The organism is Romboutsia sp. 1001713B170131_170501_G6 (assembly GCF_015668195.1).
Lineage (GTDB): Bacteria > Bacillota > Clostridia > Peptostreptococcales > Peptostreptococcaceae > Romboutsia_C.
Map to the genome: position 1 here is coordinate 90,188 of NZ_JADPFC010000004.1, position 15,710 is coordinate 105,897.

Annotated in this window: 16 protein-coding genes and 1 pseudogene; 4 read left to right on the forward strand and 13 right to left on the reverse strand. The window is 25.6% G+C overall.

What is annotated here, in order from left to right; translation table 11 throughout:
• Nucleotides 1-17: 17 nt before the first annotated feature.
• On the reverse strand, nt 18-1,064 hold the full coding sequence (locus I4U89_RS10500; protein ID WP_195940324.1) for a hypothetical protein: 1,047 nt from the start codon (nt 1,062-1,064) through the stop codon (nt 18-20).
• Between the two features lie 224 nt (nt 1,065-1,288).
• On the opposite strand from I4U89_RS10500, the gene I4U89_RS10505 reads away from it, so the two are divergent.
• On the forward strand, nt 1,289-1,900 hold the full coding sequence (locus I4U89_RS10505; protein ID WP_195940325.1) for an NUDIX hydrolase: 612 nt from the start codon (nt 1,289-1,291) through the stop codon (nt 1,898-1,900).
• Nucleotides 1,901-2,019: 119 nt separating this feature from the next.
• Here the strand turns inward: I4U89_RS10505 and miaB are convergent, their stop codons facing one another.
• A complete protein-coding gene (gene miaB / locus I4U89_RS10510) occupies nt 2,020-3,453 on the reverse strand; it encodes a tRNA (N6-isopentenyl adenosine(37)-C2)-methylthiotransferase MiaB (RefSeq protein ID WP_195940326.1) in 1,434 nt (477 codons plus the stop codon).
• 194 nt (nt 3,454-3,647) lie between these two features.
• On the opposite strand from miaB, the gene I4U89_RS10515 reads away from it, so the two are divergent.
• Entirely contained in the window at nt 3,648-4,298 is a 651-nt protein-coding gene (locus tag I4U89_RS10515) for a DUF421 domain-containing protein (protein WP_195940327.1), read from the forward strand.
• A gap of 25 nt (nt 4,299-4,323) precedes the next feature.
• Nucleotides 4,324-4,704, forward strand: coding sequence for a DUF4363 family protein (locus I4U89_RS10520; protein WP_195940328.1), 381 nt, complete (start codon nt 4,324-4,326; stop codon nt 4,702-4,704).
• A 30-nt stretch (nt 4,705-4,734) separates the two neighbouring features.
• Here I4U89_RS10520 and truA read toward each other — a convergent pair whose 3' ends face one another.
• The 8 genes from truA to larE all read right to left on the reverse strand — a co-directional run bounded on the left by truA (nt 4,735) and on the right by larE (nt 12,594).
• Nucleotides 4,735-5,472 (reverse strand): tRNA pseudouridine(38-40) synthase TruA, encoded by a 738-nt coding sequence (truA, locus tag I4U89_RS10525; RefSeq protein ID WP_195940329.1) that lies wholly within the window; start codon nt 5,470-5,472, stop codon nt 4,735-4,737.
• Nucleotides 5,473-5,568: 96 nt separating this feature from the next.
• Nucleotides 5,569-7,038 carry a sensor histidine kinase gene (locus I4U89_RS10530; protein WP_195940330.1) on the reverse strand — a complete coding sequence of 490 codons (1,470 nt, stop codon included), beginning with the start codon at nt 7,036-7,038 and terminating at the stop codon, nt 5,569-5,571.
• A 2-nt stretch (nt 7,039-7,040) separates the two neighbouring features.
• Nucleotides 7,041-7,739 (reverse strand): cell wall metabolism DNA-binding response regulator WalR, encoded by a 699-nt coding sequence (gene walR, locus I4U89_RS10535; protein ID WP_195940331.1) that lies wholly within the window; start codon nt 7,737-7,739, stop codon nt 7,041-7,043.
• A 17-nt stretch (nt 7,740-7,756) separates the two neighbouring features.
• Complete coding sequence (locus I4U89_RS10540; protein WP_195940332.1) at nt 7,757-9,160, reverse strand: FG-GAP repeat domain-containing protein; 1,404 nt, start codon at nt 9,158-9,160, stop codon at nt 7,757-7,759.
• Between the two features lie 10 nt (nt 9,161-9,170).
• On the reverse strand, nt 9,171-9,794 hold the full coding sequence (locus tag I4U89_RS10545) for an HD domain-containing protein (RefSeq protein WP_195940333.1): 624 nt from the start codon (nt 9,792-9,794) through the stop codon (nt 9,171-9,173).
• Nucleotides 9,795-9,900: 106 nt separating this feature from the next.
• Nucleotides 9,901-10,572 (reverse strand): hypothetical protein, encoded by a 672-nt coding sequence (locus I4U89_RS10550; protein WP_195940334.1) that lies wholly within the window; start codon nt 10,570-10,572, stop codon nt 9,901-9,903.
• 60 nt (nt 10,573-10,632) lie between these two features.
• Nucleotides 10,633-11,775 (reverse strand): THUMP domain-containing class I SAM-dependent RNA methyltransferase, encoded by a 1,143-nt coding sequence (locus I4U89_RS10555; RefSeq protein ID WP_195940335.1) that lies wholly within the window; start codon nt 11,773-11,775, stop codon nt 10,633-10,635.
• A gap of 9 nt (nt 11,776-11,784) precedes the next feature.
• Entirely contained in the window at nt 11,785-12,594 is an 810-nt protein-coding gene (larE, locus tag I4U89_RS10560; RefSeq protein ID WP_195940336.1) for an ATP-dependent sacrificial sulfur transferase LarE, read from the reverse strand.
• 142 nt (nt 12,595-12,736) lie between these two features.
• Between larE and I4U89_RS10565 the strand changes: the two genes are divergently transcribed.
• Complete coding sequence (locus I4U89_RS10565) at nt 12,737-12,967, forward strand: hypothetical protein (RefSeq protein ID WP_195940337.1); 231 nt, start codon at nt 12,737-12,739, stop codon at nt 12,965-12,967.
• A gap of 71 nt (nt 12,968-13,038) precedes the next feature.
• On the opposite strand, the gene I4U89_RS10570 is transcribed toward I4U89_RS10565, so the two are convergent.
• The 3 genes and pseudogenes from I4U89_RS10570 to I4U89_RS10580 all read right to left on the reverse strand — a co-directional run bounded on the left by I4U89_RS10570 (nt 13,039) and on the right by I4U89_RS10580 (nt 15,590).
• On the reverse strand, nt 13,039-13,743 hold the full coding sequence (locus tag I4U89_RS10570; protein ID WP_195940338.1) for an N-acetylmuramoyl-L-alanine amidase family protein: 705 nt from the start codon (nt 13,741-13,743) through the stop codon (nt 13,039-13,041).
• Between the two features lie 130 nt (nt 13,744-13,873).
• Nucleotides 13,874-14,185, reverse strand: a pseudogene (locus I4U89_RS10575) (Spx/MgsR family RNA polymerase-binding regulatory protein); the annotation flags it as partial.
• Between the two features lie 97 nt (nt 14,186-14,282).
• Nucleotides 14,283-15,590, reverse strand: coding sequence for a hypothetical protein (locus I4U89_RS10580; RefSeq protein WP_195940340.1), 1,308 nt, complete (start codon nt 15,588-15,590; stop codon nt 14,283-14,285).
• Between the last annotated feature and the right edge of the window lie 120 nt (nt 15,591-15,710).

Here is a 15,710-nt window from a genome sequence, read left to right on the forward strand (position 1 = left end):
ATATGTAGACTTTATTTTTATTTGCTAATATCCTTACCTTTAAATGTTTTGTATGAATGCATAAATTCTCTTGTGTTAAATATGTACTTTCCTCCTATTTGAGTGTAGTAATTATTCGCAGAATCATATATTTCTTTAACTTTTTGTGTAAGATTTTTATTGTAATATCTAAGTTCTTTGAATTCTTTTTTTAGTTTATCTGCTGTCATCCATACTTTATTAGAAGTTATATCTGCTAATTTTATATTTTCAAATTTTAAAGAGTTTTGTTGTGAATATACATAAAGTTCGGCTAATATTTCTTGAAGATTTTCATTTGTAAGATCTGCCTTTAGCTTTTTATAAATTATAGCTCCCATAGAATCAATCCCTTTTTCTTCTAATCTTTCTTGATTTATAAGAGCATTTAATGGTTGCCTTTTTATATATACATAAAATTTATCTTCTAGTATATATTCTCCTCTTACATACTTTGCAGGTCTATATATAACAAGTATTGGAGCATATTGTCCACCTATTTCATCTTCGTTTAAATCTATTATCTCATCTCTACTTTTTACCTTATATTCATTAGAGATAGTTCCATATCTAGATCTATCTCTAAGGGAATACATATAAGAATCCTCTATATGTTTAATTATTTCATTTATGTATAGCTTGTCTACTACACCCATATCGTGTGAATTATTTACATAATTACTTGATAATTCATCTTTGATAGAATTTATATCATCTACACTTATAGAGAAACATGCACAAAGCTTTTTTAATTTATCTTCTATATTACTTAAATCTATATCAGTATAAACAAGTACATCTTCTATTTTTTCTTCACTTTTTAACTTTATAATATCATTTAATATCTGTGTATCATTTTTAGTACTATTTTTATCAAATAGATATCTATTTATATCAGATTTTAAGTTATTTATACTTGATTGTATTTTTATATAATCACCTAATAGATGTGTATTATTATTTATTATATCTTTTGGTATGCTTATGTATCTTTCATCTTCTTTTACATATATATTCATGTCATTTCTTGTGATGTCTTCTAACATTTTAATCTCCTTACTAATTATAGTTTAAAGTCATATATAATTATAACATGAATTTTATCTTATAGTTAGTTTTTAAATTTAAAAATTAACTAGCTTATATAAGCATATATTTTTAGTTAATGTTTCTATTATCTTGCTAATAAGCTATTATTTAAATTGTATTTTGCTATAATTTTTTATAATTCATATTATAATAGTATTATGACATTAATAAGGAGGACTTTATGATTTACAATTTTAAAGAAAAATTTAAAAACTATAAGCCATATATAAACGGACATGAAAATATGAAAAAAGCATCTGTTTTAATTCCGATAGTAAAAAAAGATAATAAACACTATATTTTATTTGAAGTTAGATCTAAAAATTTAAAAACACAACCTAATGAAATATGTTTCCCTGGTGGTAAAATAGATCTTGGTGAACTTCCTATAGATACAGCTATAAGGGAAACATGTGAAGAACTTGGAACAACTAATAATAATATTGACATAATATGTGAGTTAGATTTATTAGTTACTCCATCTAATATGATAATTCATCCATTTTTAGGATATATAAATAATATTGACAACTTTAATATAAATAAATCTGAAGTAGACCATATATTCTTGGTTCCGATATCATATTTATTAGACAGTATACCAAATATTTATAATAGTGATGTTAAAACTATACCAAGTTCAGATTTTCCATTTGATAAAATTCCTAATAAAGAAAACTATAAATTTGATACAGGTAATTATTCTGTTTTATTTTATTCTTATAAAAATTATACAATTTGGGGTATAACAGCAAAAATACTAGAAAACTTTTTATCTATAATATCTAATTAGAAATATTGCTTCCTTAATAATTAAAGATTTTTTTAATTCTTATATACATCTAGTTAAATTTCTATATTTTAAATAAAAAAAGTATCTCTTGAAATTTTGACAAGAGATACTTTTTTTATTTATTTTATTTTTCCTACTAATGAGAAGTTAGTAGCATTAGTTATATCAACCATTACTAACTTTCCTATTAAATCTTCATCCTCTTTAGCTTCAAAGTTTACTAACTTATTTTGTCTTGTTCTTCCTGTAAACTTATTATCATCAGTTTTACTTTTTCCCTCAACTAAAACTTCAACAGTTTTTCCTACATAACTTTTATTTATTTGAGCAACTATTTCATTAACTTTGTCTAGCACTCTATTAAATCTTTCATGTTTTACCTCTTCTGGTATTTGATCTTCCATCTTAGCTGCTGGAGTTCCTTCTCTCTTTGAATATATAAATGTAAATGCTGAGTCATATCTTACTTTTTCAACTACATCTATAGTATCTAATACATCTTCTTCTGTTTCACCTGGGAATCCTATCATTAAATCAGTAGAAAATGCTATATCTGGTATTTCTTTTTTAGCTTTTTCTATAATTTCTAAATAATATTCCTTAGTATAGTGTCTATTCATTTTTTTAAGTAAAGTTGAACTTCCACATTGAACCGGTAAGTGTAAGAATTCACATACTTTTTCACAATCTCTTATAGCATATATAACTTCATCAGATATATCTTTAGGATGAGAAGTCATAAATCTTATTCTTTCTATTCCATCTATTTCATTTACCATTCTAAGTAACTTGTCAAAGCTTATTGGTTCTTCTAGTGTTTTTCCATATGAATCAACATTTTGTCCAAGTAATGTAACTTCTTTTGTACCATTAGCTACTAATTCTTTTATTTCAGATATTATATCTTCTGGCTTTCTACTTCTTTCTCTACCTCTAGTATATGGTACTATACAGTAAGTACAGAAGTTATTACACCCATACATTATATTTACAAAAGCTTTAAGCTCAAATTTTCTATTACTTCTTAAACCTTCTACAACTTCACCATCAACATCCCATACGTCAACTAACATAGTGTTTTCATCCATTGACTTAACTAATAATTCAGGGAATTTATATAGATTGTGTGTTCCAAATACTAAATCAACATGTCTATATTTTGACTTTAATTCTTTAACAACATGAGGTTGTTGCATCATACATCCGCAAACTGCTATTTTTAAATTAGGATTTTTTCTTTTTTGACCTTTTAGCTGACCTAAGTTACCATATACCTTTAATTCTGCATTTTCTCTAACTGCACAAGTATTATATATTATTAAATCACATTCACCAGCTGTTAATCCTTTTTCATATCCCATAGCTTCAAGCATAGCACATAGTTTTTCAGAGTCATGTTCATTCATTTGACATCCAAATGTTTGTATTAAATATCTAGGCTTTGCCTGATGTATCGCATAGTATCTAGTATTTTGTTCTTTTATTGCATCTATAAACTTATCTTGTTCTTTTATTTTTTCTATAGGAACTTCTATTTGTTTTCTTTTGCTCATCTATTTCATCTCCTCAGTAATTTTACATAAATCACGCATTTATATTAATATTTATTTATTTTCAAACAAATTTACTAAGTCATATTATATCAAATTTATAAATTATTTTAAAGATATTAAATTTAAGTTTTATGAATCATAATTTATAAATAAGGATAAAATAACTTATCATATAATGTGAAAGGAAAATAATTATGGTATTAGTATTGGTAAGAAGTATTTTGCTTTATATGGTTGTTTTAATATCTTTGAGAATTATGGGAAAAGGCGAAATAGCAGAAATGAATACCTTTGATTTAGTAATAACCCTTTTAATAGCAGAAGTTGCTGCATTGCCTATGGAAAACAATAATATACCTTTGATTAATGGTATAGCTTCTGTTACAGGTCTTACGCTTATTCAAATAGTTATTTCTTATATAACTTTAAAAAATAGAAAAGTTAGAACTTTTTTATCTGGAGCTCCATCTATTTTAATAAATAAAGGAAAAATAGATTATAAAGAATTAAAAAAACAAAGAGTTACAATAGATGAACTTCTTGAACAACTTAGGATTGAAGGCTATTTCAAAGTTTGTGATGTTCAATATGCAATACTTGAAACAGATGGCAATTTAAGTATATTACCTTCACCATCATACAAAGATATCCCTACAAAATGCTTTAAACATCTTCCTTTGTCTCTTATAATAGACGGCTATATTATAGACCAAAATCTTAAAATTATTGAAAAAGATAAAAAATGGTTATATGAAATATTAAATGAAAAAAATATAAAAAATAAAAAAGATATCTTATTATTAAGTATTGATGAAAATGATAAGATATTTATACAAACAAGATAAATTAATAGATATGAGGTGAAATTTATTGAAGGCTTTAATTTGTTCACTTATTTGGACAGTTTTATTTTTATTGTTTAGTTTTTATTCTCTAGATAAATTTGATGATTTTGCTAAATTATATACTGAAAAAGCTGAGTCAATAGAACTTCATATAAAAGATGATGATTGGGATAGTGCTACAAAAGCCTTAGATGAATATAACACAAGCTTTAATGAAAGTAAGGATTCTTGGTATAAAGTATTTAATCATGAGTATTTTGAAGAAATTTCTTTATACTTAGATATTCTTCATGGTTCTATTTATGCTAAAGATAAAGGTATGTCACTTGAACAAATACAAAGAATAAAAAATGCATTACATAATATAATAGAAAATGAACAGTTTGACTTAAATCATATATTCTAATAGATGGGATTTATCCCATCTATTTTAGTATTAATACATAACTTTATATAAACAAAGTCCTTTAGCCGGTGCAGTATCAGACGATTTAGATCTGTCTTTATTTTCTAACATTATTTTTATATCTTGTGGAGTTTTTCTTTTAGACCCAACATCTATTAATGCTCCTGCTATTATCCTTACCATATTGTATAAAAATCCATTGCCTTTAACATATATATCAATCATATTATTATTTTCATTTATTACTATTGAATGTATTTTTCTAACATTTGATTTTTTCTTAGATTTAGAAGAAGCAAAACTAGTAAAATCATGCTCCCCAACTAAATATTCACTTGCCTCTCTCATTAAATCTATATTTAATTTTTTTTCTATATGAGTGGTATATCTTCTAGTAAATGGATCATGATACTTATTATTATCTATTTTATATAGATAAGTTTTTGACTTAACATTATATCTACTATGAAATCTTTCTTCAACTTCTTCTAGTTCAATTATAACTATATCTTCCGGTAAATAATTATATAGATAATCTTGCATTTTTTTTAAACTTAACTTAGAATTTGTCTTAAAATTAGCAACCTGCCCTCTTGCATGAACTCCCATATCAGTCCTTCCAGATCCTATTATTTCTATATGTTCGTTAGTCATTTTGCTAAGAACATCTTCTATTTTACCTTGTATTGTCATTTCATTATCTTTTAATCTTTGAAACCCCTTATATCTTGAGCCATCATATTTTATTGTCATTTTTATATTTCTCATTTTATTCCTCTTTTCATTAATTTATAATCCTTTTTTATATAAAAATAGGATATACTTTATCTAAGTATATCCTATTTTTATGGTATTTAATACTATTTAATAATCTATAGATTCTAAAAGTTTGTTCTTCACAACTATTGTCATAGTCGTTCCTACACCTTTTTCACTATCTAGATTCATGTGTCCACCATGAAGTTTTACAATTTCATTGCTTATAGCAAGCCCTAAACCACTACCTGCTTTGTTATAATCTTCTTGGAAGAATTTATCTAGTACTTTATCTAAATTTTCTGTTTCTATACCACAACCATTATCAGTAACTTTTATTGTTGTATACTCCTCATTTTGAGATACTATAAGCTTTACAAATCCATTGTTATCTGTAAACTTAATAGAATTTTGTATTAAATTTATTAAAACTTGTCTTAGTCTATCTTTATCTCCTTGTATAGGTTCGAAATAATCTCCTATAAATTCTACAGATAAATCTATATTCTTTTCACTAGATTTAACTTTCAACTGATTAACAACACCTACTGATAATTTCCTTATATCTACTAAATCTATTTTTAATTTTATTCTATCAGATGCAAGGCGAGAAAAATCAAGTAATTCTGTAACTAACTTTATAAGTCTTTCTGTTTCATCTTGTATAATACCTAAGCCTAGGTCTAATTCTTCTTTGCCTATACCTTCATAAGAAAGTGTCTCACTCCATCCTTTTATAGATGTAAGAGGTGTTCTAAGTTCATGAGATATAGATGATATAAATTCTTCTTTTAACTTTTCACTTTTGTCTATTTCCTCTGCCATATGTACGAAAGTTTCTGCTAAATCACCTATTTCATCATCTGATATATTAACATTTTTAAGTTTAATGCTGTAGTTTCCATGAGCTAGTTCATTTGCAAATTGTTTTAATTCTCTAAGTGGCTGTATAAGAGTTTCTGCAAATCTAAGACTTAAAGATATTGCTATTAGCAATATACAAATTCCTGCTAATATTAACCCCAGTACTACTCTAAATATGGTTGAATCTATCTCTTCTAAAGAAATAGTATATCTTACTACACCTTCTATTATATTGTTAGTCTTAAGAGGAACAGATATGCTCATAACATGTTCCCCTGTTTCAGGAATTTTATATACATATGGAGTCAGATTATTCTCATCTTTTAAAGCTCTATATATGTCTTCTCCATCTACATCTACGTTAGTTTTAAATCCATATTGGTCTATAATCATCTTTGAGTTTTTATCTATAATTGAAATAGCAAATTTTGAATCACTACTTGAGTGCTCTTTTTGTAATATAGCATTTATTTTATTTTCTTTTTGTAATATAGCATTTATTTTGTTTTCAAAGCTATCAGCTTCATTCACTATGTTATTATTATATTGTCTATTTATATTATTTACTTCACCTTTTAAAATTTGACTTACATAATCATAATAGTAGTTTTGTATATAAAACATAAAAAGACCTTCAAATAATATAACAGTTATAATTATTATAGTAAAATAATTTTTTATTATCTTCTTTCTTAAGCCTTCAAAATGTAACAATATCATTCTTCCTTTCTAAAACAGTATCCATAACCCCAAACTGTTTGTATATATTTAGGCTTAGATGGGTCTTCTTCTATTTTATTTCTTATTCTTCTTATGTTTACATCTACAATCTTAAAATCATATAAATAATTAGTTCCCCACACCTCATTAAGTATTTGATCTCTGCTTAATGATTGATTTGAATTTTTCATTAAGTATTTAACTATTGAAAATTCAGTAGGTGTAAGTTCTATTTCTTCATTATCTTTAAATAATTTTCTTTTATCTAAATTTAATACAAATGAATCTGATACTATCTCATTTCCTTTTGATAGATTTTCATCCTTTTTAACTCTTCTTAAAAGTGCTGATACCCTTACTAATAGTTCTTTTATACTAAAAGGCTTTACCATATAGTCATCTGCACCAGATATAAATCCTTCTATTTTATCATCTTCTTGTGCTTTAGCTGTAAGCATTATTACACCCACCTGGTCAAAGTTTTGTCTAATAAACTTACATACTTCTATACCACTTATATCTGGAAGCATAACATCTAAAAGAGCTAATTTTATATCTGGTTCTTTGCTTATTTTTTCTAATGCTTCTTGTCCAGTTCCTGCCTCAATTACTTCATATCCTTCCCTTTTTAGGTTTATACTAACAAAACTTCTTATTCCTATTTCATCTTCTAATATTAATATTTTTTCCTTCATATTAAACCTCCCAATAATTAATATATAAGTGAGAAATACTCTTTCAATGCCTCTTCATTTATTTTTAATTTTTTTAATTGCTCTAAATTATTTATATATAATGTAAAAGTATAATCGTTATTTTCACCAAGTGTTATTGCCGATTGATTGACATTCTTTTTATTTTCATCAATTAAATTTTTATTAACAACAGCTATTGTAAATAATTCTTTAGGTTCTGTTTCTAGTATATCATAATAATAGAATTTAAATAATACATCACTACTTTGCTCTTGATAGTCTTGTTCTATATCTAGCTTATTTACTAGTTCATTAGGTATTAAAAGGCTAAATTTATATTGATAATTATAATATATCTGAATTGTAAATAATAATGATGAATCTTCTAAATTTTCCTTTCCATTCCACCTATACCAACTTATAGTTGCTGACGTTTTTGAAGTATATATATTTCCACTTCCATTTACTATAGGTATATCTAAAACCTTATCATTGTTTATATCTTCTACTGGTATGTAGTATGGCTTCATTATACTTTTATCATCATCTTTAAATGCTTTTTTTAATTTACCATCTTTTAAATACAATATCTGTGTTATATAGTTATCATTTTTAATTATAGGCATATCAAGTACTATCCCTTTATGTTCAATTGTTTTACCTTTTTTATTTTCAGTTGATATAGTACCTAATGTTATATATGAATTATTTAAACTTTTTATATTGTCAAACTCAACATAATTACTAAGCTTAAGGCCTTTATCAAAGTTAGCTAAACTTGCATATGCTTTATTAGTCTTTGAATTAAAATGTAGCATTAATATATCTAACTTATCATCTCCATCAATATATCCAATTTTTACTTTCATATCTAAAAGATTTTTATTATCTTCTAACCATGTAGGATTTAACGTGTATACTTTTTTTACTTCATCATCAATAAAATTATATATATACATGTTAGTTTTTCCCTCTGATTTTATAAGAAGTACTATTTCTTTATTTCCATCATTATCTAAATCATAAAAATTAGCATATTGTATTTCTTCACCTTCTTGAAGTGAGTAAGCTTTCTCTTTATTTGTATATGTTCCATCAGGATTCTTAGTTAATACAATAAACCCCACTTCATCTTTTTTATCATCTTGACTTTCTTTCTTTTGAAATACTACTAATTCCTTTTCTCCATCATTATCTAAATCTACCTCATTTATTTTTGCTGCTTCTTTTGAATTATTTGGCTGTAACAAAGATGTTTGTTTTGTTAATAATTTTTTTATGCCTTTATATAAATCTGCTTCATTTCTATTATATATAGGTTTATCTTTAATAAGCTCTTCAGGAGATTCTGAAGTTATATTACATCCAGTTGTTAAAAATACAATTAAGCTAGCCCCAATTAATAACTTAAAAAATTTCATCTAAAACCTCCTATCCTTTGTATGTTTTAAAATATTGTTTAAACTTTTCTATTCTTTCCTTTTCATTATTTATAGTCTCTAAACTTAAGTTTCCTCTTCCTAGTCTATCACAAAAAGATAATAATGCTATCTCTTTATATTTTACATCATTTATCATATTTTGTGGGTCAAAAAAAGGAAGATTTTTATCATAAAATAATGGTTGCATGTGATATCTTATCATTTTAGATACATCTTCATTAAATTTTTTATCATTACTTACCATATCTAAAAAATTTTTACCAATTTTTTCGCCTTCTACATCATGATTATAGGATGTTATTTTCCCTCTTCTAATTTTTGTTGTTGTAAGTTTTCCTAAATCATGAAGTAAAGCTGACCACATAAATACTCTTTCATTTTCTGAAAGTTTTTTAACTTCGCTCGCCTTATCTACTACTAATAGTATATGATTTAATACACTTCCTTCAGGATGATATTTTAGATTTTGTTCTACATTCTCTAACTTTTTTATCATTTCAAATGGCTCTTTATCAAATTCTCCATTTTCAATTAACCTTCTTATCTCTTTAGAAGGTTTATTACTTTTAAGTAATATCTCATTTACTTTATTAAATATCTCTTTACTATTCATATTTTTTCTCCTAATTAAAATATAAAATAAAAAAAGCTTAGAATAACTAAGCTTTTTTTATTTTATCACTATTTATTTTTTTTATTTATATATGATTTTAATAGCTTTATCTTTTTGGAAACTTTTCTTCTGACCAGACTATATTTTCAAATTTATTGCAGCTTTCTTCAGCTTCCACTACATTATCTTCATTAGATGGCTCTTCTTGTATAGTTCTAAATCCTACTGAATCATCTGCTTCAATTTCATAATATTCGTCAGAGTTAATTTCATTTCTAAGTTGATTTTCATCTACATATATATTACTTTCATCACTTAAAGGTTTTGCTTTTTTCCCTTTTTGATTTGAAGATTTTTTACTTTTGGATTTTTTATGGCTAATTTCTTCTTTTTGCTTTGCCTTATTATTTTTAGGAGATTTTTTATTTACTGACTTATTACTTTTTTGATTTTTACTCTTTTTACTAGGACTATTGCTAATTTTACTCTTTTCTTCTACTTGTTTACTATTTTTTTCCTCTACTTGTGCTAAATCTTTTTCTACTTGAGACTTCTTAGAATTTTTGGGTTTAGATTTTTTACTTCCTAATCCTAAATTTAACTTTAACTTATTTGATTTTTTTGACTTAATGTCTTTTTCTAACTCATCATCATTTTTTCTTTCTTCAGTAACAAAATCATTAAGTATGATTTCATTAAAATCCTCTTCATATTTAGGTGCCTTACTTGTTTTTTCTTTAGGTGCTTTTTTTCGATTTTTACCATTAACTCTAAACATAAATACACCCCCTAAAATACTCTTTATATTATATATAGTATCTTAGAGGGCTAAATATTACTATTTTCTAGGAGGTTTTGGTCCTATATATTGATATAAGTTTGTTTTTAACATTCCATTGTATAACTTTCTCTTTTTATCTGCTTGCTTTCCAAATTCTTTTTCAAACTCATCATAAGAAGTTATTAAATAATATGACCAATTTCTAAGTCTAAAGAATGCATTTCCTAATTTTCTATATAACATTTGAACACTCTCTTTATCTTCAAGCCTTTCTCCATAAGGTGGATTTGTTATTATAAATCCATACTCTTCATCACTTTTAAATTGAGTTGCGTCTAAAACGTTAAATTCTATATATTGGTCAACTCCAGCTATTTCTGCATTTTCTTTAGCTATTTCTATAGTTTCTTCATCTATATCATATCCATATATTTTAAAATCTATATCTTCATTTATTTTATCATATGCATCTTTTCTAATATCCCACCATATTTTCTTATCTATAGTTCTCCATTTTTCAGATATAAACTCACGATTCATACCTGGTGCCATATTTATAGCCTTCATAGCTGCTTCTATAAGCATGGTACCCGAACCACACATAGGATCAACTAATATTCTTCCTGGTTTCCAAGGTGTTAAGTCAATTATACCTGCAGCTAAAGTTTCTCTTATAGGTGCTTTGTTAGCTCTTTCTCTATATCCTCTTTTATGAAGAGCATCTCCTGTTGTATCTATATAAAGAGTTACTATGTCTTTATGTATAAATACGTATATAGGATACTTTTCTTTACATTCTTTTAGTAAACCTCTCTCCATATATTTAGATTTTAAACTTTCTACTATAGCTTTTTTTACTATTGATTGTATATGCGTAGTACTATATAATTTTGATTTTATAGATGATGCTTTTGATACTGGAAACTGTGCTTCATAAGGAATGTATCTTGACCAATCTATTCTCTTAGTATTTTCAAATAATTCATCAAAAGTTTTAGCTTCAAATTCAGCAATTTTAAGGTGTACTCTTTCTGCACATCTTAACCACATATTAGCTTTAGCAATACCATCTTCTCCAGTTTTATAAGTTACTCTACCATCTTCTGTTTTTACTATTTCAAAACCTAATTCTTTTATTTCTCTTGCTAGCATTTTTTCCATACCAAAAAAGCATGGTGATACTAATGTATAACTTTTCATACGTCCTCCTTAGTTGCTTATATCTTTATTCATACTACCCATTTCATATCCATTCATATCTAGGGTAACATATTCAAATCCAAATTCTTTAAATTTATTACTAGTGTTTTTAAGTACCTCTTTAATAAAAAACTTATCTATCTCATCAAATCCAACTTCGATTCTCGCAATATCTTCATGTATCCTTACTCTAAACTGATTAAACCCTAAATCTGCTAAGTATTGCTCGCTCATTTCTATTTTTCTAAGAAGTTCTTTAGTAATTCTTGTATTATATGGAACTCTAGTTGCAAGACATGCAAAAGCCGGCTTATTATATGTTTTTAGTCCCATTTGTTTAGATAATACTCTTATATCTTTTTTAGTCAAATTGCACTCTTTTAATGGACTTATAATGTTTAATTCATTTAGTGCTTTTAATCCTGGCCTATAATCACCTAAATCATCTATATTTGTTCCATCTAGTACATACTCTATATTATTATCTTTTGCTATCTTTTTAATAGTTTTAAACACATATTTTTTACAATGATAACATCTATCTTTATTATTTTCGATAAACTCATCTAATTCTAAATTATCTATATCTATAACTAGGTGCTTAACACCAAATTCATTTGCGTACTTTTTTGCTTCGTTTATTTCCTTTTCACTATGCATCATAGCATTTAAAGTTATAGCCACCACGTTTTCATCTAATACATCTTTAGCTACTTTAAGTAAAAAATTACTATCTACTCCTCCAGAATAAGCTATAGCTACATTGTCTAATTTAGCTAATATATTTTTTAATTTTTCTAGCTTATCATTTAATTCCACAAATACACCTCTCCCTTATTTAATAAATTAATTATATATAATGTTATAATATAAAGCAAACTTTAATTTCTCTTTACTTTAAATTTGAGTTTTTTATATATTTATTATAATATTAAAATAGTAAAGGGGAGGGGTGACTATTATGAATTATTATGACATCTTACAAAATTTTCTTAGATGTAACAAAAACATAAAGTTAAAATTTAAAGAAGATAACAAAACATTAGATATATGTAACTATAATAACATTATACTTTCTTTAGAGTTAGAAAATAGTGACATCAAACTTAATGCTAAAGTAATTTACGAAAGTATTATTAATTTAGATAATTTAACTATATATATCCCTAAAATATATGTAAAAGAAAGCTAAAACATAATTAATTTATGTATAATTTATCCCAGAGTAATATTACTCTGGGATTTTATTAACTAATCTATTATTTATTCCTTCTTGTATATAACTATAAAAGCATCATTAAATCCTTTTTCTTTTAACTCTTCTATTTTTTCTTCAGCATTCAATCTATTATTATATGAACCACATACTACTCTATAAAAAGTATCGCTGTTATCTATAGATGTTATAGGTTTATTTACTTCATTGTCAACTGGAGTATATGTTATATTTAAATACCTACATATACCTCTAGCTATCCCATCTGCTAACTCCTCTTGCTTTTGAGTAAGAATTTTGGAATCTTCCTGATTATCTATAAAAGCAAGTTCTATAAGACACGCTCTCATATTAGTATTTCTTATTACATAAAAATTAGCAGTTTTTACTCCTCTATTTTTAGTATATGCTTTAGCTTTTAGCAACTCTTCATGTACATAATTTGCTAAATCCTTAGTTGATGATGTATGAGAGTATGTCTCTATACCGTTAGCTGTACCATCAAATGAATTACAATGAATAGATACAAAACAGTCTGCACCCCAACTATTTGCATCACTAGTTCTAGCTGCTAAAGATATTGTTTTATCTTCAGACCTACTTAACCTTACTTCTATTCCTTGTTCCTTTAATAAATTCTCTACCTTTTTAGATACTTCTAAATTTATATTTTTTTCATATAGATTATTAACACCAATAGCTCCACTATCATTTCCACCATGACCTGGATCTATATATACCTTTTTTGCCATAATTTGTTCTCCTTTTATAGTACTTAAGCTATAGTAAATAGCCTTATGTATTATATGATTTAGGTATATAATTTGACAGTATTTTTAATACAAAAAGCTGTGTTATAAATTATACAACACAGCTTTTGTTTTATAGTAACTTTTCTTTCCATTCATCTTCTTTAAAACCTACTACAACATATTTTCCATCAAATGCTATAGGTCTTTTTATAAGCATTCCATCGCTAGATAGTATATCTAGTAATTTATCATCACTCTCAATTTTGACTACATCCTTAAGCCCTAGTTCTCTATATCTTACACCACTAGTATTAAAGAATTTTTTTAATTCATATCCACTTAGTTCATACATTTTTTTTAATTCTTCTTTAGTTGGAGGATTTTTAACTATTTCAATATCCTCAAATTCTAAATTGTTTTCATTAAGCCAAGCCTTGGCTTTTCTTACAGTCGATCACTTTGAATATCCATATAATTTTATCATTTGTCTCACCCTTTTAGTTAACATTTTATTTTATATTTACCCAACAGTTATACTTTTAATCAAACTTATTCCATGGAACTACTTCTACTTCACCAAACCATCTTTCATTTAGTCTATTAGAAAATTCTCCTTTATATCCTATAAAAGATAATACTATTAGTTCTAAATACTTTGTCCCTATTTGTATTATATTCCACATATCCTCAACACTAAGATTTGCTCTATTATCTCTTCTGCTTGGATGTACTATTTTATTTCTAAAGTATATTACTAGATCTACCCCATCGTCAAATCTTGTTTTAGTCCAATCATCAAATAAATCTAATTCTTCCATTCCATATGGTATTTTACATATATCTAGTACCATTTTTATATTTTTAGCTGCACTATTTAAGTCAAATTCATCATCATTAAGTATTTGTTCTTGCTCTACAAGTATCATATAAGACAATGCCTCCAATGCAATTTGAATTGATATTATATTATTTTCTATGGTTATCTCACCTAATGATTCTATATACCAATCTATTACATTTTTTATAACTTGTCCACAATATCCATCTTCTAGTCTTTTGCACATTAAAGACATATACTTTTCTATATTATGGTGATTTGATATAGTATCTGTCCAAGTTGGTACAAATTTAAATGGAGTTACTATGTTTTCTCTCCATAATCTATAGACATTGTTATTTCCTTGATATCCTTTAGCTAGGCATATTCCAACATGCCTTCCACACATAAAGCTAAGTGCTATTGATATCCTATCTAAAAAATCTATTATATTATTAGTTTTAAATTGTTTTTTATCTTTTCTTTGAACTCTCCCTATATGAGTTATTATACTACCAGATTTTGATTTTAGTTTTTCATTTAATTCTTTTCTATAATCATACCTTTTATCTATTGTAACTACAAAGTCATTAATTTCAAATTGAATTCTACCTGCGAACAACTTATCCACGTGTTTTATTAGTGTTCCCGGAAATTTATCTAAGTTTATTATATGAAAATCTATATAATCTACATAAGCATTTTTTGACTTTATATAACTATCATTTGTATATCCTTCTATATTAAAATCATTTATTGAATTTATACTTATCGAAATTGGCTTATACCCATAAATTTCAAGTATTGCATTGTCATAATCTAAATCTAAGTCTATATCTTCATCATATGCAGAAAGTATTTGTGCTTTAAAGTTTATAGATACTGGAGGAGTCATTTTATAATACACTATTCCGCTACATTTATATTTTTTATCTAAATAAATACAAAATCTACCTTGATATATTATTATATCTTCATCTATTTTGTATCTTAAGTATTCTGAAGATATAGCACTATTTATTTCTTTCATAATGTTTTCCTCCTTCCATGCAGTACTTCTTGATTATATCATAAATAATAAACTTTAGCTAAGATTTAAATTAATCATTATTATACTAATTAACTCTTTCATTTTAACTTAAATTGAATT